At 62.4% G+C, this 17767-nt stretch carries 16 protein-coding genes and 4 tRNA genes; 4 read left to right on the forward strand and 16 right to left on the reverse strand.

The window, feature by feature from the left end; all coding sequences use genetic code 11:
- Positions 1-65: 65 nt before the first annotated feature.
- From KW821_RS11615 to nhaC, 7 genes are all read right to left on the reverse strand, one after another.
- Positions 66-1496, reverse strand: a complete 1431-nt coding sequence (locus KW821_RS11615; RefSeq protein WP_218291552.1) for a gamma-aminobutyraldehyde dehydrogenase — start codon at positions 1494-1496, stop codon at positions 66-68.
- Positions 1497-1524: 28 nt separating this feature from the next.
- Complete coding sequence (locus tag KW821_RS11620; protein WP_197720908.1) at positions 1525-2358, reverse strand: ABC transporter permease; 834 nt, start codon at positions 2356-2358, stop codon at positions 1525-1527.
- A 92-nt stretch (positions 2359-2450) separates the two neighbouring features.
- Entirely contained in the window at positions 2451-3419 is a 969-nt protein-coding gene (locus KW821_RS11625; protein ID WP_052445692.1) for an ABC transporter permease, read from the reverse strand.
- On the reverse strand, positions 3416-4429 hold the full coding sequence (locus tag KW821_RS11630) for an ABC transporter ATP-binding protein (RefSeq protein WP_218291553.1): 1014 nt from the start codon (positions 4427-4429) through the stop codon (positions 3416-3418). The genes KW821_RS11625 and KW821_RS11630 overlap by 4 nt, the downstream gene beginning before the upstream one ends.
- 68 nt (positions 4430-4497) lie before the next feature.
- The gene (locus KW821_RS11635; RefSeq protein ID WP_218291554.1) at positions 4498-5643 is read right to left on the reverse strand and encodes an ABC transporter substrate-binding protein; all 1146 of its coding nucleotides are present in this window, start codon (positions 5641-5643) and stop codon (positions 4498-4500) included.
- A gap of 185 nt (positions 5644-5828) precedes the next feature.
- Positions 5829-6752 carry a LysR family transcriptional regulator gene (locus KW821_RS11640; RefSeq protein WP_033129455.1) on the reverse strand — a complete coding sequence of 308 codons (924 nt, stop codon included), beginning with the start codon at positions 6750-6752 and terminating at the stop codon, positions 5829-5831.
- 103 nt (positions 6753-6855) lie between these two features.
- Positions 6856-8265: a Na+/H+ antiporter NhaC gene (gene nhaC / locus KW821_RS11645; RefSeq protein ID WP_042653163.1), complete on the reverse strand. Its 1410-nt coding sequence runs from the start codon at positions 8263-8265 to the stop codon at positions 6856-6858.
- Positions 8266-8567: 302 nt separating this feature from the next.
- Here nhaC and KW821_RS11650 point away from each other — a divergent pair, with 302 nt between their 5' ends.
- Positions 8568-8777, forward strand: a complete 210-nt coding sequence (locus KW821_RS11650; RefSeq protein ID WP_042653315.1) for a hypothetical protein — start codon at positions 8568-8570, stop codon at positions 8775-8777.
- Here the strand turns inward: KW821_RS11650 and KW821_RS11655 are convergent, their stop codons facing one another.
- The 8 genes from KW821_RS11655 to rsmC form a co-directional block, all read right to left on the reverse strand.
- Positions 8778-9044, reverse strand: a complete 267-nt coding sequence (locus KW821_RS11655) for a late competence development ComFB family protein (RefSeq protein ID WP_218291555.1) — start codon at positions 9042-9044, stop codon at positions 8778-8780.
- A 102-nt stretch (positions 9045-9146) separates the two neighbouring features.
- A tRNA-Leu gene (locus tag KW821_RS11660) sits at positions 9147-9232 on the reverse strand.
- A 73-nt stretch (positions 9233-9305) separates the two neighbouring features.
- Positions 9306-9391: transfer RNA gene (locus KW821_RS11665), tRNA-Leu, on the reverse strand.
- Positions 9392-9438: 47 nt separating this feature from the next.
- A tRNA-Leu gene (locus KW821_RS11670) sits at positions 9439-9524 on the reverse strand.
- Between the two features lie 53 nt (positions 9525-9577).
- Positions 9578-9663, reverse strand: a tRNA-Leu gene (locus KW821_RS11675).
- 111 nt (positions 9664-9774) lie between these two features.
- On the reverse strand, positions 9775-11241 hold the full coding sequence (gene glgA / locus KW821_RS11680) for a glycogen synthase GlgA (protein WP_218291556.1): 1467 nt from the start codon (positions 11239-11241) through the stop codon (positions 9775-9777).
- Positions 11231-12448 (reverse strand): glucose-1-phosphate adenylyltransferase, encoded by a 1218-nt coding sequence (gene glgC / locus KW821_RS11685; RefSeq protein ID WP_042653160.1) that lies wholly within the window; start codon positions 12446-12448, stop codon positions 11231-11233. The genes glgA and glgC overlap by 11 nt, the downstream gene beginning before the upstream one ends.
- A gap of 139 nt (positions 12449-12587) precedes the next feature.
- Entirely contained in the window at positions 12588-13616 is a 1029-nt protein-coding gene (gene rsmC / locus KW821_RS11690) for a 16S rRNA (guanine(1207)-N(2))-methyltransferase RsmC (RefSeq protein ID WP_218291557.1), read from the reverse strand.
- A 278-nt stretch (positions 13617-13894) separates the two neighbouring features.
- On the opposite strand from rsmC, the gene dapA reads away from it, so the two are divergent.
- The 3 genes from dapA (at position 13895) to KW821_RS11705 (ending at position 17262) form a co-directional block, all read left to right on the forward strand.
- A complete protein-coding gene (gene dapA, locus KW821_RS11695; protein WP_218291558.1) occupies positions 13895-14767 on the forward strand; it encodes a 4-hydroxy-tetrahydrodipicolinate synthase in 873 nt (290 codons plus the stop codon).
- Between the two features lie 94 nt (positions 14768-14861).
- Positions 14862-16502 carry a diguanylate cyclase domain-containing protein gene (locus KW821_RS11700; protein WP_218291559.1) on the forward strand — a complete coding sequence of 547 codons (1641 nt, stop codon included), beginning with the start codon at positions 14862-14864 and terminating at the stop codon, positions 16500-16502.
- 169 nt (positions 16503-16671) lie between these two features.
- Positions 16672-17262 carry an HAD family phosphatase gene (locus KW821_RS11705; RefSeq protein WP_218291560.1) on the forward strand — a complete coding sequence of 197 codons (591 nt, stop codon included), beginning with the start codon at positions 16672-16674 and terminating at the stop codon, positions 17260-17262.
- A 141-nt stretch (positions 17263-17403) separates the two neighbouring features.
- Here the strand turns inward: KW821_RS11705 and hfq are convergent, their stop codons facing one another.
- The gene (gene hfq / locus KW821_RS11710; RefSeq protein WP_010675750.1) at positions 17404-17763 is read right to left on the reverse strand and encodes an RNA chaperone Hfq; all 360 of its coding nucleotides are present in this window, start codon (positions 17761-17763) and stop codon (positions 17404-17406) included.
- Positions 17764-17767 lie beyond the last annotated feature (4 nt).

Consider the following 17767-nt stretch of genomic DNA (forward strand, 5'->3'; position numbering starts at 1 on the left):
GGGGCGTAGTGCGGGGGAAACGGCTCAAACGACAAGGCTGGCCCCGGGGCCAGCCTTGTCGTTTGTCAGAGCTTGACCATGATGTGGCGCGGCACGGTGTAATCCTCCAGCGCGTAGAGGGAGAGATCCTTGCCGTAGCCGGACATCTTCATACCGCCGTGGGGCATCTCGGAGCAGAGCATGAAGTGGGTGTTGATCCAGGTGCAGCCGTATTGCAGGTGGCTGGCCACCTTGCTGGCGAGACCGAGATCCCGGGTCCAGACCGAGGAGGCGAGGCCATAGTCCGAGTCGTTGGCCCACTGTACCACCTGCTCGGCGTCGTTGAAGCGGGTCACCGAGACCACGGGGCCGAACACCTCGCGCCGAACTATCTCATCCTCCTGGCGGGCGCCGACGATCAGGGTCGGCTCGAAGAAGAAGCCGTTGCCGGGGCGGATCTTGCCGCCAGCTGTGACCTCCACATGGCCGCTGCTCACCGCCCGCTCCACGAAGCTGGCGACTCTGTTGCGCTGTCTGTCCGAGATGAGCGGCCCCATCTCCACCCCTTCCTCGCGCTGGCTGCCCACCTTGATGGAGGCCACGGCCTCGGTCATGGCGGCGACGAACTTGTCGTAGATCTTGCCCTGGGCATAGATGCGGCAGGCGGCGGTGCAGTCCTGACCGGCGTTGTAGAAGCCGAAGGTGCGAATGCCCGCCACCACGGCCTCCAGATCCGCGTCGTCGAAGATGATGACAGGCGCCTTGCCCCCCAGCTCCAGGTGGGTTCGCTTCATGGTGCGGGCGGCACTCTGCAGGATCTTCTGGCCGGTGGCGATATCGCCGGTCAGCGACACCATGCGCACCAGCGGGTGCTCCACCAGCGGCGCCCCCACGCTCTCGCCCCGGCCGCAGATGACGTTGATGACGCCGCGGGGGAAGATCTCGCTGGCGAGCTCGGCCAGGCGCAGGGCGGTGAGCGGGGTCTGCTCCGAGGGCTTGAGCACCACGGTATTGCCGGCGGCGAGCACCGGCGCCATCTTCCAGGCGGCCATCATCAGCGGGTAGTTCCAGGGCGCTATGCTGCCCACCACACCGATGGGATCCCGGCGGATCATGCTGGTGTGGCCCTCTATGTACTCCCCGGCCAGCGGCCCTTGCAGGCAGCGGGCCGCCCCGGCGAAGAAGCGGAAGCAGTCCACCACCGCCGGTAGCTCGTCATTGAGCACCGCCAGATAGGGCTTGCCGCAGTTGAGGGATTCGAGCGCCGCGAACTCCTCGGCGTGGCGCTCTATGGCATCGGCGAGGCGCAGCAGCAGGTTGCTGCGCTGGGCCGGGGTGGTGCGGCTCCACTGGGAGAAGGCGCGCTGGGCACCGTTCACCGCCCGGCTGACCTGCTCGAACGAGGCTTCGGGCACCGAGGCGAGCAGCTCACCGGTGGCCGGGTTGAGGATGGGCTCGGCCTGGCCGTCACCGGTGACAAACTGGCCGTCGATCAAGAGTTGGGTAGAGAGCTTCATGTTGCATCCTTGCGCAGGCGTTGAGTCATCACTTGCCACTGCCGGCGACGTCCTGGCCGTCGCGGGTGAGGTAGTAGGCAAGCAGAATGGGGATAGTGGTGAAGGCCACTATGATGAGTGCCACCACGTTGGTGACCGGCCGATCGCGGGGGCGGATCAGCTCCTGATACATCCAGATGGGCAGCGTGGTTTGCTGGCCCGCGGTGAAGGTGGTGACTATCACCTCGTCAAAGCTCAGCGCGAACGCCAGCATGCCCCCCGCCAGCAGGGCGGTGGCGAGGTTGGGCAGGATCACATAACGCAGGGTCTGGAAGCCGTCGGCACCGAGATCCATCGAGGCCTCGATCAGCGACTGGTTGGTGCGGCGAAAGCGCGCAAGGGCGTTGTTGTAGACCACCACCACGCAGAAGGTGGCGTGGCCGATGACGATGGTCCAGAAGCTGAACGGGATCTCCAGCAGGCCGTAGGCGGAGCGCAGCGCTATGCCGGTGACGATGCCGGGCAGGGCGATGGGCAGCACCAGCAGCAGCGACACCGCCTCCTGGCCGAAGAAACGGCTGCGGGCTATGGCCCCCGCCGCCAGGGTGCCGAGCACCATGGCCGCCAGGGTCGCGAGCCCCGCCACCTCCAGCGACAGCTGGATGGCGCGCCACACATCGGGTCTGTTTAGCGTCACCTCGAACCATTTCAGGGTCAGCCCGGGCGGCGGAAACTGGTAGCTCTTGCTCTCGCTGGTGAAGGCGTAGAGGAAGATGAACAGGATGGGAATATGCAGGAACAGCAGCCCGCCGATGGCGGCGTACTTGAGCAGGCCGGAGGGGCGCTGACCCTGATCCTGATTCATAGAGGGATTAGAGCGCATCTAAGGCCCCCAGTCGTTTCGCTGTCGTCAGGTGGATAGCCATGTTCAGGCTGGGTACCTGCGTGCTGGTGTGGAGGCGTGATATCTGGGCATTAGAGCGCATCGAAGGCTCCTAAACGTTTCGCTATGGTGAGGTAGATGGCGATGATCAGGATAGGCACCAGCGAGAAGGCGGCGGCGAACGGCAGATTGCCCGCCGTGCCCTGCTGCATGTAGACCACCTGCCCTATATACATGGTTGAGTTGCCTATGATGCCGGGGATGATGTAGTCCCCGAGCGTCAGGGAGAAGGTGAAGATGGAACCCGCTACCACCCCCGGCAGCGCCAGCGGCAGGATCAGGGTGCGGAAGGTCTGGGCCGGGGTGGCACCGAGATCGCTGCTCGCCTCGATCAGGGAGCGCGGGATCCGCTCCACCGCCGCCTGGATCGGCAGGATCATGAAGGGCAGCCAGACGTAGACGAACACGATGAAGGTGCCGAGCCGCGAGAACGACAGGGAGGGGCCGCCGATCATGGGCAGGGAGAGGATGCCATCCAGCAGCCAGTCCAGCCCCAGGCTGTCCGCCAGCCAGCTGATGACCCCCTCCTTGGCCAGGATCAGCTTCCAGGCATAGACCCGCACCAGGTAGCTGGACCAGAGCGGCAGCATGATGCCGAGATAGAACAGGGCCCGGGTCTTGCCGCTGGTGTAGCGCGCCATGTAGTAGGCGATGGGAAAGCCGAGCAGGGCGCAGGCCAGGGTTACGGCAAGCGACATGCCGGCGGTGCGGGCGATGACGTCCAGGTTTTCTGCCCGCAGCAGGGCGACGAAGTTTTGCAGCCCCAGCTCGTGGCGTACCTGGCCGCTGAACTCGTCCAGCCCGAAGAAGGCGTTGGAGAGCAGCATCAGCAGGGAGCCCACATAGATGATGCCGAGCCAGAGCAGGGGTGGGCCGAGCAGTATCCCCAGCAGCAGGCCGGGGCGGCCGTACAGCAGGGTGGAGAGGCGCCGCAGCGGGCGGGGTCTGGTGTGGGTGGTGGCGTGGCTCATGGTTAGGCTCGCACTGTGGGGGAGGCTCATGATTGAGCCCCCGTTTCGGCGGTGCTCAGGCGATGGATCGCCTGCTCCGGCCAGCTGAGGCTGACTTGGGCGCCACGGGCCAGGCGGGCCTGCCCCTCGTTGGGGTGATTGACGATGATCTCGAGCTGTTCCCCCAGGTCGACTCTATAGCGCACGAAGGCACCCAGGTATTCCACCTCACGGATCTCGCCGGACCAGCCGGGGCTGCCGGCCTCGCTCAGCCGGATCCGCTCCGGGCGCACCATCATCTGCTGGCTGTCGCCGCACAGCCGCCTGGCCTGCTCCCCCTCGAACAGGTTGACGGTGCCGACGAAGCGGGCGACGAAGGGGGTGGCAGGGGCGTCATAGACCTGATCCGGGGCGGCGATCTGCTCGATCCTGCCCTGGCTGAAGATGCAGATGCGGTCGCTCATGGATAGTGCCTCCTGCTGATCGTGGGTGACGAAGATGAAGGTGATGCCGAGCTGGCGCTGCAGCGCCTTGAGCTCGAGCTGCATCTGCTCGCGCAGCTTGAGATCCAGCGCCCCCAGCGGCTCGTCCAGCAGCAGGATGCGCGGCTGATTGATGAGGGCGCGGGCGATGGCGATACGCTGGCGCTGACCGCCTGAGAGCTGGCCCGGCCTGCGGTTGCCGACGCCGGGCAGGCGCACCAGCTCCAGCATCTCGTCCACCTTGCGATGGCGCTCCGCCTTGGGCACGCCCCTGATCATCAGGCCGTAGCCGATGTTGTCGCACACATCCATGTTGGGGAAGAGGGCGTAATCCTGGAAGACGGTGTTGAGGTTGCGATCGTAGGGCGGCACCCGGGAGCAGGGCTCGCCGAACAGGCGGATCTCCCCCGCGCTCGGGTATTCGAAGCCAGCGATCATCCGCAGGCAGGTGGTCTTGCCGGAACCGCTCGGGCCCAGCAGGGTAAAGAATTCACCGGAGGGGATCTGGAAGGAGATGTCGTCGACCGCCTTCACCTCGCCGTAGTGGCGGCTGACCCGGTCAAATTGTACGGCTGTCATGGTACGTCCTTGTCATCGAACAGGGCCGGGTCTCCACCCGGCCCACAACGGCGTTGTCTCGGCGGGGCTCAGCGACCGCCCAGAATGGCGATATAGTCAGACACCCAGCGGTAGTAAGGAACACAGGTACCCTGGCTCTTGCACTGGGATACCGGGGTTCGCCAGAAGTGCACCCGATCGAAGTTGTCTATGCCGTTGGTCTTGCAGCCCCCGGCCCCCAACAGGGCGTTGCCCTCGCAGGCGGCGGGCACCACGGGCACAGAGCCGAACCAGGAGGCGAGATCTCCCTGCAGCTTGTTGTTGAGGGAGTGTTCCAGCCATTGGTAAGCACAGGTCAGGTTCTTGGCCTCGCTGTGCACCATGCTGGTGTCAGCCCAGCCGGTGACCCCTTCCTTGGGCACTGTGGTGGCGATGGGTTGCTTGTCGGCGATCAGGGTGTTGGCCTGGAACGGCCAGGAGTCCGAGGCGACCACCCCCTCGTTCTTGAAGTCATCGATCTGGACGAAGGCGTCGTGCCAGTAGCGGCCGACCAGCTGACGCTGCTTGCGCAGCAGCTCGAGGGAGGCCTTGTACTGATCCTCGTTCAGCTCGTAGGGGTCCTTGATCCCCAACGCCGGCTGGTGGGTCATCAGATAGAGGGCGGCATCGGCGATGTGGATGGGGCCGTCGAACGCCTGCACCCGACCCTTGTTGGACTTGCCGTCCGGCAGGGTTTGCTCCTCGAACACCAGGCTCCAGGAGTCTGGCGCCTTGGGGAACACCTTGGTGTTGTACATCAGGATGTTGCCGCCCCACTGGTAGGGCACGCCGTAGTGCTTGCCTTCCACCGTGTGCCAGGGGGCGCTCTGCAGGCGGGGATCTATCTTGCCATAGCTCGGGATGAGCGCCAGGTTGAGCGCTTGCACCTTGCCGCCGGCGATGAGGCGCAGGCTGGCGTCGCCGGAGGCGGTCACCAGATCGAAGCCCCCCTCGTTCATCAGGGCCACCATCTCGTCCGAGGTGGCGGCCGTCTTGACGCTGACCTTGCAGCCGGTCTCCTTCTCGAAGCCGGTGACCCAGTCGTAGTTCTTGTCGGTCTCGCCGCGCTCGACGTAGCCGGCCCAGGCCACGATGTTGAGCTGGCCTTCACCCTTGCCGAGTTCTGTCAGGGCGGCCTGGGTCTGGCCTGCCAGCAGCGCCGGGATCAGGGCCAGGGTCAGGGGGGTCAGTTTCATCTTGCTCTCCTTGCATCAACTTGAACCATGGCGATGCCACGATGGCATTAACATCCTGTTAACCAGTCATGAGCGTAGGAGAAGCGAGCAGTAATGAGAATTTCAATTTTTAATCGCCCAGGTATCTACTAAATCGATATCGAGTGCAGATGAATCTGAATTTTTGTGACGTTGGGGGGATGCTCCTAGCGGGAGGCCGTCTGGCGGGCCCGCAGCCGGCTCTGATCCCGCACTATGTCGATGAATTCACGGGCGGTCCAGCTCAGGTGTGAGCCGCGCCGCCACACCAGGCCGATGTCGATGGCGGGGATGGGTTCCTTGATGGCGCGGGCCTCGACCCGCTCCTGTTCCAGCGACCAGGGGCGGTAGGCGAAGTCCGGCAGCAGGGCGGCGCCGAGCTGGCTGGCCACCAGGCTGCGCACGGCCTCCACCGAGGCGGTGCGCAGCACTATGCGGGGCTGGATGCCGTAGCGGCGCAGGCCAGAGCCGATGATCTGATCCAGCTGGTCGGCGGTGAGGGAGATCATGGGCTCCTCGCTCAGCGCCTTGAGGGAGAGGGTCGATTCGGCGCAGAGGGGATGATTGGCAGCGAGCCAGAGCCGCAGCGGCGAGCGGGTCAGCAGCTCGGTATCGAACGCCTCCTGACGGATGGTGCGGTTGGTCATCAGGATCCCCACATCCACCTCGCCGTTGACGATCTGATGCTCGAGAAACGGCTGCTCGTCCTCCTTCACCTCGATGCGCACCGCCGGGAAGGCGCGTCGGAAGCGGCCGAGCGCCTCCGACAGGTAGTAGCCGGCTACCAGCGTGGTTACCCCTATGGTGAGTTGGCCCTGATCCTGCTGTGCCACCGCCTTGAGGGACTGGCCCGCCTCCGTCATGGCGCCCAGGATGCGTCTGGCATGGAGCAGAAACTGGTGGCCCTGGGCGGTGAGGCTGACGCCGCGGGGGTTGCGCTCGAACAGGGCTGCGCCGAGTTCGGTCTCCAGCTCGCGGATGGCGCTGGTGACCGCCGACTGGGAGATGTGCAGCTCGGCGGCGGCGCGGCTCACCGAGAAGCTGTCGGCCACGGCCACGAAATAGCGGATCTGGCGAAAGGTAAAGTTCATCTGGGCATCCTGCCACGAGCGACGAGATTGGCTGCCAGCTTAACCTCGAATCCCGTCCAAACAAAAGGCGCCCGCAGGCGCCTTTGTCATTGTTTTTGAATGCTTAGCGAGAGCTGGCCGCCTCGATCACCGGGATCCGGTTCACCGCCTTGCCCAGGTAGGCGAGGGTGATGGTCACCAGGATGCAGGTGAAGCTGAGCCACATGTAGGGCAGGTAATCCAGGGTTGCGACCCCCAGCACCCCGGCCATGAAGATGCCGTTGTCGCTCCAGGGCACCATGCCGCAGGTGAGGGTGCCACCGAACTCGGCGTTGCGGGAGAGGTTCTTGCGCTCCAGCCCCAGCCGGTCGTAGTTCTTGGCCATGATCTTGGGGGTCAGGATCAGCGACACATACATGGCCGAGCCGAACACGTTGGCCAGGAAGGCGGTGGCTATGGTGTGGCTGGTCAGGCTGCCGACGCTGTTGATGCGCTTCTCGAAGGCGCTGGCGATCACCGCCAGGATGCCGACCTTCTCCAGCAGGCCGCCGAAGCCCAGCCCGAAGATGATGACCGCCACCGAGCCCAGCATGGACTCCATGCCGCCGCGGCCCAGGATGTTGTCGATGAAGTCGACGCCCGAGGTGATGGCGAACGGGCTGTAGGCGGAGTGCATGGCTTTGACCGGATCCATGTCTTGGAAGGCGATGGCCCAGATCAGGCCGAGCAGGGCGCCGAAGCTGATCACCGGGAAGGCGGGCTTGCGGTTGGCCAGCAGGCCCAGCACCAGGATCACGGGCACTATGGCCAGCGGGGTGATGTTGAACTGCTTGTCGAGGGCCTCCATCACCAGGTTGACCTGCTCCAGGCTGACGTTGCCCGAGTACTGCATGCCGACCACGGTGAACAGGGCCGCCGTGATGACATAGGAGAACAGGCTGATGGGCAGCATGCCTTTGATGTGCTCCACCACGTCGACGTTGGACATGGTGGAGGCCAGCACCACAGAGTCGGAGAGCGGGGAGAGCTTGTCACCAAAATAGACGCCGGAGAGTACGGCGCCGGCCACCAGTGGCGCAGGCACGCCCAGGCTGTGGCCTATGCCCATCATGGCGATGCCGGCGGTGGCCGCCGAGCCCCAGGAGGTGCCGGTGGCAAGGGAGGTGAGGGAGCAGATGATCAGGGTCGCCAGCAGGAAGATGGACGGGTGTATCACCTTGAGCCCGAAGTAGATGATGCTGGGGACTATGCCGCCCGCGATCCAGGTGCCGACCAGGGCTCCGACGGAGACCAGTATCAGGATGGCGCCCATGCCCTTGGCGACACCGTCGACGGCGGCCTGCTCCAGGGATTTGTAATCATGGCCGAGCCGGATGCCGAGTCCCATGATGACGAACCAGGCGATGAACAGTGCCAACTGGATTGGCAAGTCGAGCACGCTGGTGAAGGAGAAGGCCAGGGCCAGGAAAATGGCCAGGCAGGCAAACACCTGTGGCATGTTAGGCAGTCGAATGTGGTTATGTTGGTTTTGCATAGATACTTCCTAAACTCTTGCTCGCCAAGGTCGCTCCCTCTCGTCCTGTGGATACTTGTATCCCGAGGGGGCAACCCAAAAAGAGGCCGCAATCTACCACAAACTCAGGGTCTAAAATCCCAACACATTTAGCAAAAATGCAGTTTTGATTGAAAAACTTACAAATTAGTTGATCTCATGACCCGTTTTTGAGTGCCCTGTTTGCCCCGATGAGACATCCGACGCCGATAGAAAAGTCCGATAGCACTATGCTAAAATACAAATGATAATCGTTATCGAATGATGCGAAAGGGATGTTCACCATGATCTGGATAGTGAGGTGCCTGCTGTTGGCGGGCTTGCTGGCGGTACTGGGCTGGGGTCAGGACAAGGCGTACGGGGTATGGAGTCTGGGCTTTCTGCTGGCGGCCTGGATCATGTTGGAACCCAAACTGAGGCCGGTGCTGATCCTGCTGCCAGTCGCCGGCATGACTGGGGTCGTGGCCTTGCTCTGGCAGCAGTCCTGGTCCTAGTCAGCGAGAGGGAACTGCCTGGATTTTCTCGTGCGCCAGTCGAAGCGAGACGATGACCTTCTGCTCCATCTCGGTGCGCTGGGCCTCGGTCATGAAGTAGATCATGTCGACGTTGTGGCGGATGTAGTGAGAGGGGAGCTGGTTCAGGGTCAGGCAGCAGAGATCGGCCAGCTGGTGGGGGCTCAGTGCCTGGCTCAGCCCCTGTTTCTCTATCTCCTTGAGCACCAGCTGCTCATAGAAGTTGTGAATGTCGGTATCCAGGATCATCGGGCGTCCTTGTTGATGGTGTTGGACTAGCAAGAGCATAGCCACGGCGAGGCCAAAAACAAAAGGCCCATCACTTGCGTGATGGGCCTTTTGCATAATAGATGGTGCGAAGAGAGGGACTCGAACCCTCACATCCGTGGGACACTAACACCTGAAGCTAGCGCGTCTACCAATTCCGCCACCTTCGCACACTGTTTTTTTCTCCAGCTTATTTTTAAATGCGGTTGGAACGCATCGCTCTGTTTTTACATGTCAGAATCATGGTGCGAAGAGAGGGACTCGAACCCTCACACCCGGGGGGCACTAACACCTGAAGCTAGCGCGTCTACCAATTCCGCCACCTTCGCACATCTTGGGTTATCAGTCTGGATTTACATGCTGTCCGATAAAAGCATGGTGCGAAGAGAGGGACTCGAACCCTCACATCCGTGGGACACTAACACCTGAAGCTAGCGCGTCTACCAATTCCGCCACCTTCGCACATTGGGTCATCAATCTTATTTTACATGCCACCGATGAAGCATGTTGCAGTATGGTGCGAAGAGAGGGACTCGAACCCTCACATCCGTGGGACACTAACACCTGAAGCTAGCGCGTCTACCAATTCCGCCACCTTCGCATCACTGCGGTGGGGGATTTTATAGAGTTTTGGGGGGGCGTCAACAGCCAAAGGTGACTTTTTTCGCTGTTGACGGGTAAAGCCGTGTTAAGGGCACAAAACTTCAGCAAATCAGCGTCGAACAGGGGCCAGTGCATCCCGGTACATCTGTTCGTACTGGGTCACCGAGTCCGCCCAGTTGAAGCGGGTGTGCATGGCATTGCGTTGCACCTGGGCGAAACGCACGGGATCCTGCAGGTAATGGAGCAGGCTGCGGCGCATGGCATCGAGCAGGGTGCTGGCGGTGGGATCGTTGAAGCAGAAACCGGTGGCCAGTGCAGGATCGGCCGCCCAGTCCACCACTGTGTCTTTCAGGCCGCCGACCGCCCGCACCAGCGGCAGGGTGCCATAGGCGAGGCTGTACATCTGGTTGAGACCACAGGGCTCGAACAGGGAGGGCATCAGGAAGAAGTCGGCACCGGCCTCCACCAGGTGGGCCAACCGATCATCATAGGCGTTGATGAAGGCGAACTTGTCCGGATGTTGCGCGGCTATGGCTTGCAGCTGGGCGGCGAGGGAGGGATCACCAGAACCCACGATCACCATCTGCACTTGGTGTTGCAGGAACTTGTCCAGGGTCGGGATCAGCAGGTGCACCCCTTTCTGCTCGGTCAGGCGGCACACCATGCCATAGATGGGCAGCTCGGCGACGGGCAGGCCGGTCTCCTGCTGCAGGGTCTGCTTGCAGACCGCTTTACCGGCGAGGTTGTCGCCATCATAGGTGGCGGGCAGCAGCTCATCGAACGCCGGATCCCAATCCTGATAGTCGCAACCGTTGAGAATGCCGCGCAGGTCCGCCGCCCGCTGCTGGAACACGCTGGCCATGCCATGGGCACCCAGGTGGGTCAGCAGCTCGCTGGCGTAGTTGGGGCTGACCGCATTGATCTTGTCTGCATAGAGCACCCCGCACTTGAGCAGGTTGATGTGACCGTAGTCGTAGCTGATGCGCTGCTCGTAGTCGGTGATCTCTGGCACGGACCAGAACTGAGGGCGATCGAACACTCCCTGAAAGGCCGCATTATGGATGCTGATCACCGAGCGGGTGTGCTGGAAGAAGGGGTTATGGGCGTGCCGGGTCTTGAGCAACAGCGGCAGCAGGCCGGTATGCCAGTCGTTGCAGTGTGCTATGTCGGGGGCGAAGTCGAGCTGCTCGCAGGCGTGCAGGGCCGCCGCCGCCAGGAAGGCGAAACGCTCGCCGTTGTCGGGATAGGCCTGGTTGTTCTCGGCATAGAGCTGGGGCCGCTCGAAATATTGCGGGCAGTCGAGCAGATAGACACAGATCCCGTCCAGCTCCAGCTGATAGATGCGGTAGCTGATGTCGGCCCGATCCGGCGGCGTCGGCAGCCAGCGCGAGGCGATCAGCTTGGCCTCGTCCCGGCGCTTGAGTGTCTTGTAGAAGGGCAGGATGATACGGACGTCGTGGCCCTGCCGGGCCAGATACAGTGGCAGGGCTCTGGCCACATCCGCCAGGCCCCCGGTCTTCACCAGCCCCTCAACCTCCGAGGCAACAAACAGGATTTTCAGTGGGTTAATAGCCAACTCTTGCTCCCTTAGGTACCACGACGATACCGCCTTCGGATACGGTAAACCTCTCTCGATCATGGTCCAGATTCTCACCGATCACGGTGCCGGGTGCAATTTCAACGTTTTTATCGATGATGGCGCGTCGAATTGAGCAGCCCTCACCTATCTTCACATCCCCCAACAGCACGGATTCACTGATGTGGCTGCAGGGCCCTATGTTGCAGCTGAACCCCAGGATGGAGCGCTGGATCTGGCTGCCCTGGATGAAACACCCGCCGGCGATCAGGGAGTTGGCGATCTTGACCTTGCACTCATCGGTGTCGATGAAGGTGGCGGGCGGCAGGGGCGGATAATGGGTGTGCAGCGGCCACTTGCGGTTGTAGAGCGAGAAGGGGGCGTCGTCGGCGACCAGGTCCATGTGCGCCTGCCAGTAAGAGTCAAGCGTGCCCACGTCACGCCAGTAGACGTTGGGCTTCTCGCCCGGAATCACGTTGGTGCTGTAGTCGTAGACATAGACAGGGGTGCGCGGGTAGAGGCTGGGGATGATGTCCTTGCCGAAGTCGTGGCTGGAGTTTTCCTCGGCGGCATCCCGCTTCAGCTCGCGGTAGAGGGTCTCGGTTTCGAAGATGTAGTTGCCCATGGAGACCAGGGCCTGGCTCGGATCCCCGGGGATGTGCTTGGGATGTTTGGGCTTCTCTTCGAAGCCGATCATCCTCCCCTCCTGATCCACCTCGATCACCCCGAAGGCGCTCGCCTCCGCGATGGGCATGCGCAGCGCCGCCACCGTCATGGCGGCGGCCTTCTGCTTGTGGAAGGTGACCATCTGGCTGACATCCATCTTGTAGATGTGATCGGAGCCAAAGATGCAGACATGCTCGGGATCCGAGGTCTCGATGAAGCGCAGGTTCTGATAGATGGCGTCTGCCGTGCCGTCATACCAGCGCTTGCCCATCCGCATCTGGGCCGGAATGGGGTCGATGAAGCGGTCGGTGATGCCGACGATGTTCCAGCCTTTCTTCATGTGCAGGTAGAGGGACTGGGACTTGAACTGGGTGAGCACATAGATGCGCAGGAAGTCGGCGTTGACGAAGTTGTTGAGGACGAAGTCGATCAAGCGATAACTGCCGCCAAAGGGCACAGAAGGCTTGCTGCGAGTGGTGGTCAACGGCTGGAGGCGAGTGCCTTCTCCCCCCGCCAGAATCATGGTCAATATGCCTGCCATCTTCTCTATCTCCCTGCTTGAAAAGGTTTTCAACTTGCTGCAAAAAAACACCCCTAAAGGGGTGGAAATCGTTTTCCTGATACCTTATCAGATCCCATCTGGCACTCTCTACTGGTTTTATTACAACAGTTAGACTTATTTACGCTTTGCTCAGATACACCCTGAATTTGGCATCGCTGCCGATCACCTCGGTCCGTTTGAAGTGCGTATCCAGTATAGGTTGGTATCGCAGGAAGGCATTGGCGACTATGGTCAGGGAGCCGTTGGCGGTCAGGAAGGCCGGTGCCTCGGCCAGGAAGGTTTCGGTGGCGGCATAGAAGGTCTTGAGCCCGGCATGGAAGGGGGGATTCGAGACGATATGTTGGAATTTTTCGGCAATATTCGAATAGACATCGGAGGCATAGACCTGTCCCTGCAGGCCGTTGACGGCCAGGGTACGGCGGCTGGATTCCAGCGCAAGGGCACTGATGTCCACCATGCTGACGCTCAACTCGGGATTGCGCTTGGCCAGCACCGAGCCGATGACGCCGGCACCACAGCCGAAGTCGAGCAGCTTGCCCCGCATGGGGGGCAGGCTGGCCAGCAGCATCTGGCTGCCGAGATCCAGCCCGTCGGCGCTGAACACCCCGGGCAGGGCCATGACGGTCAGATCCGTTGCCCCGGCCCGGCACTCATAGCGACTGAACCAGGCGTCCAGCTCGAACGGGGCGACCGGCTTGCCGAGCTCGGCATGATAGAGGGAGCAGCGGCGGGCGGAGTCCCGTTTGATGGGCCGGTCACCATAGGGCGCCAGCAGCTTGTCGGCCCCGTTGATGCCGCCTCTGTTCTCGCCCGCCAGCAGCAGATCGGCACCCGCCTCCAGCAAGGGGGTCATCATGGCGAGCAGGTACTGCGCCTCGGCCTTGGCCTTGGGCATCAGCAGCAGAAGGGCATCGAAGCGGGGAGCGCCGCCGAGCTGGTGATCGAACAGGATGTTGTCGCCCAGCGCCCCTTGCTGGCTGAGGTAGTAGCAATAATCCGTCGTGAAGACCGTCAGGCTAGCGGTCAGTTCGGCCAGCTGGCGAGGATAGTCATCCTCCAGGGCGCCGCAGATCAACAGCCGCTTGCCGACAAAGAGGGCTTGGTTACGTTCCAGCATCTGGCTGACGGCACTGATAGGACGGCTCATTGGGTCTCTCCACGCAATTTTGGGCGGCCATTATACATGGCCGCTTTCGCCTTGACATTTATGCCGTGTTCCCGAAATATGCCAAGACACCTTATTTACCCAGAGATGATGCAATGCGGCTGCGCGTATCGAAACGAAAGCATAAACAAAGCCTGACCCCCGGGCCTGCTGACGTGCGCGCGTAACCTCTCATCCCTGAGACGATTCCAGCCCCGGTAGCGACCCCAGTACCGGGGCTTTTTATTGGCCAATCCATACGTTTAGGAGAAGGAAATCCCATGTTTCAAGGTTCGATAGTTGCCCTGATCACCCCATTTCGTCAGGGCCAGTTGGATGAGGCCGCACTGGCTCGTCTGGTGGAGTGGCACATAGAGCAGGGGACGCACGGCATAGTGCCGGTCGGCACCACGGGGGAGAGCCCGACCCTGACCCACGATGAGCACTGCCGGGTGGTGGAACTGGTGGTCAAGCAGGTGGCGGGTCGCGTACCTGTCATCGCCGGTGCCGGCTCCAACAACCCGGTCGAGGCCATCGAATATACCCTGCATGCCGAACGGGCCGGGGCGGATGCCACCCTGCACGTGGCCGGTTACTACAATCGCCCCAACCAGGAAGGACTGTTCCACCACTTCAAGGCGGTCCATGACGCCACCAGCAAGCCGATCATCGTCTACAACATACCGCCGCGCGCCATCGTCGACGTGCAACCGGCGACCCTGGCCCGGCTGGCCGAGTTGCCGCGCATCGCCGGGGTGAAGGACGCCACCGGTGATCTGGCCCGCCCCTGGATTGAGCGTCAGCTGATCAAGACGCCATTTGCCTGGCTCTCCGGCGAGGATGCCACCGCCGTGGCCTACAACATCGGCGGTGGCCAGGGTTGCATCTCGGTGACGGCCAACGTGGCCCCCAAGCTGGTGGCCGAGGTGCAGAACCTGACCCTGGCCGGTGACTGGCAGGCGGCGCGCGAGCTGCAGGACACGTTGATCCCGCTGCATCAGGCCATGTTCCTCGAGCCCAGTCCGGCCGGCGCCAAATACGCCGTCTCCCTGCTGGGTCTGTGCAGCGAGGAGTGCCGTCTGCCGGTGATGCCGCTGTCGGACGCGACCCGTGCCCGCATCCGCGAGGCCATGCAGGCCTTGAACTTGTTGTAAAACTGGGCTCTGGATCGCGCTTTTGAGTGCTAGGTCAGTTAATGGCCTGGCTTTGCCGATATACTCGCTTGGATACAACCAAGGATGAGCGGGCATGCAGGAATGGGATCCGGAGCACTTCACCAGTTTTGAACACCTCTGTGAAGTGACGCTGGCGGCGGTCAGAGAAAAGACCGAAGCCGAGCAGATCTACCTGTGGCTGCGGGCACCCACGCCCCTGCTCTACTGCTACCGGCCCGAGCTGGGGCTGCTCTGCCTGAATGCCGACTCGCCCGTCTCCCTCGATCTCCCAATCCTCTTCATCGAACGTTCCCTCGATCTCGGCCAACTGCTGGTGGAGCAGATAGCTCCCACCAAGGCGGTCTGGGACAGCGTCGAGCCGGAGGCTCCCCGTTTGCGTGCCTGCTTCCCGCTCAAGCGTCACCAGGGGCTGGAGGCCGTGCTCTATCTGGAGACCCGGCGCCGCCTCGATCGCCTGCCGCGGCGCCAGCAGCAGAGCATCCAGTTGCTGATGCACTACCTCGCCGCCGAGCTGGAGAGCAGGCGGCTGGCCGGTCAGGTCGATCTGGAGCGGGATCAACGGCGGCACACCCAGGCCGATCTCGTCCGCAGCCAGGCCCTGCAGGACTCCTTCCTCAGCATGTTGCAGGCGCTGCATCAGGTGGGGGTCAAGCTCTCCAGCTGCGACAGCGAGGAGCGGCTGCTGCACGATGCGGTGGCGCTGGCACGGCAGGAACTGCAGTTCGATCGTATCGCCATCTTCTTGATCGACAAGGAATTCAAGACCATGCACGGCACCTGGGGCACCAACGAGGCGGGTGAGCTCATCGATGAGCATCACTTTGTCAGCCCCATTCCGGAGCATCCCACTGTGCAGGAGGCGCTGCGGCGCAAGGACTATGTGCTGGTGCTGGAGGATGCCCCGCTCTATTACGAGAAGCAGGTGGTGGGGCGCGGCTGGAATGCCATGGTGTCCCTGTGGGACGGCACCACCCCGATCGGCTGGATCGCCGCCGACAACCTGCTCTGGCGCCGCCCGCTCAAGACCTACCAGAGCGAGATCTTCAAACAGTATGCCGCCGTGCTCTCCCAACTGCTGATCCGCCAGCGCACCCAGGCCAAGCTGGAGCATTTCAACCGGGAGCTGGAGCTCAGGGTGTTGGAACGGACCCGGCAACTGGCCGACACCAACCGGGAGCTGGAGGAGGCGAACCGGCGGCTCTCCCTGCTGTCGCTGGAAGATCCCCTGACCGGGATCGCCAACCGCCGGCAGTGGGACATCACCATGGAGCGGGAGTGGGAGCGGGCTCGCCGCCATCAGGGGGTATTGGCGGTGCTGATGATCGACGTGGATGAGTTCAAGTCCTACAACGATCACTTCGGCCACGGCAAGGGGGATAGATGCCTGCAACAGGTGGCTACCCTGCTGCAGGAGACGGAGCGGCGCCGAACCAATCTGGTGGCCCGCTATGGTGGCGAGGAGTTCGTCATCCTGCTGTGTGCCCCGCAGTCGGGGGAGGCGGAGCGGCTGGCGGAGCAGATCCACCAGGGGCTCGATCGGTTGCAGATCGCGCATCCGGCCTCCCGGGTGACGGCGACGCTCACGGTCAGCATCGGCTTCAGCTATCTGATCCCCTCATCGGACAAGGGCTGGCAGACGCTGACCGAGCAGGCGGATCGGGCGCTCTATGATGCCAAGTCACAGGGACGGGCCTGCACTCTGGCCTATCGCTGAACCCTCAGGCCGGCCTCCTTTACCACCACCCTCAACTCGCTTATGGCAAGTGATTGGGCCTGCCGTCACAGAAATGTGGGAGCAAGCGTTTCCCGCCATCTGGCTCATGGCGATGAAGCGTGGCTCTGGCTAGAATGGGGGCCCATTTTCGACAGACAGATCCTGCACCATGACCCTATCCGGATTTCAAGGCCTGGTTTTCGACCTCGACGGCACCCTGGTGGACTCCATGCCGTTGCACCTGGCCGCCTGGGAGCACTGCGCCCGCGAGTTTGGCTTCCAGTTCGATGCCGACTGGTTCTATGAGCTGGGTGGCATGCCCAGCCGCAAGATCGCGCTGCTGGTGGCCGAGGTGCAGCAAATAGCGCTGGATCCGCTGATCGTGACCCGCTGCAAGACGGAGCATTACGTGGCCAATCTGCACAAGGCGACCCCCTTCCCGGCCATGCTGGAGCTGGTCAAGCGTTATCACGGCCGGATCCCCATGGGAATAGGCACAGGATCACCCCGCATCAACGCCGAGGCCGTGCTGCGCAACACCGGATTGGATCGCTACTTCCCCGTGGTGGTGACCGCCGATGACGTGGATCTGCATAAACCTCATCCGGACACCTTCCTGCTGGTGGCACGGCGACTCGGGGTCGAGCCGGGCAGCTGTCTGGTGTTCGAGGATACGGGCATAGGTGCCCAGGCCGGTGAGGCCGCAGGGATGCTGGTTTGCATGATCAGGGAAGGAGAACCGGTCGGCCTGAGCTACTGAGTTGATGGGGCTATTGCCCGGTCAAGGCATGGAAAAAGCCCACTCTCATACGGGACAGGCGATAAACATGAGAGTGGACATACGCTTCGTCACTGGCTGACGTTGCGAGGGGGCTGGCTCAGGATGGCGATGGCGCGAGCATCACTGCTCGCTGCTGCCGCCCTGATTGTCGTCATAGCGACTCGGGGCGCCATGGGGGCGCGGCGCCATGGAGACGCGTGGCTTGCGAGCCCGCTGGATGCTGACCGCCGGGCGACCGGAGTGCATGGCGATGGTGGAGATCTTGGCCTTGTAGACCAGTTGCTGGTTGCCATGGGCATCGGTCAGCAGCACGCTGTACTGATCGAAGCCGCTGATGGTCCCTTCCAGCTTGATGCCGCTCACCAGGAAGATGGCGACCTGACTGCGGTTCTTGCGCAACCAGTTAAGGGCAGAATCTTGCCCGTTCCCAAGGGAGAAGGCTTGCTCAATCGTAGAGTAGCTTGGGGATTCAGTTGTCATAAAT

The sequence above is a fragment of the Aeromonas sp. sif2416 genome, from assembly GCF_019218665.1.
In the GTDB taxonomy this organism is placed as follows: domain Bacteria; phylum Pseudomonadota; class Gammaproteobacteria; order Enterobacterales; family Aeromonadaceae; genus Aeromonas; species Aeromonas encheleia.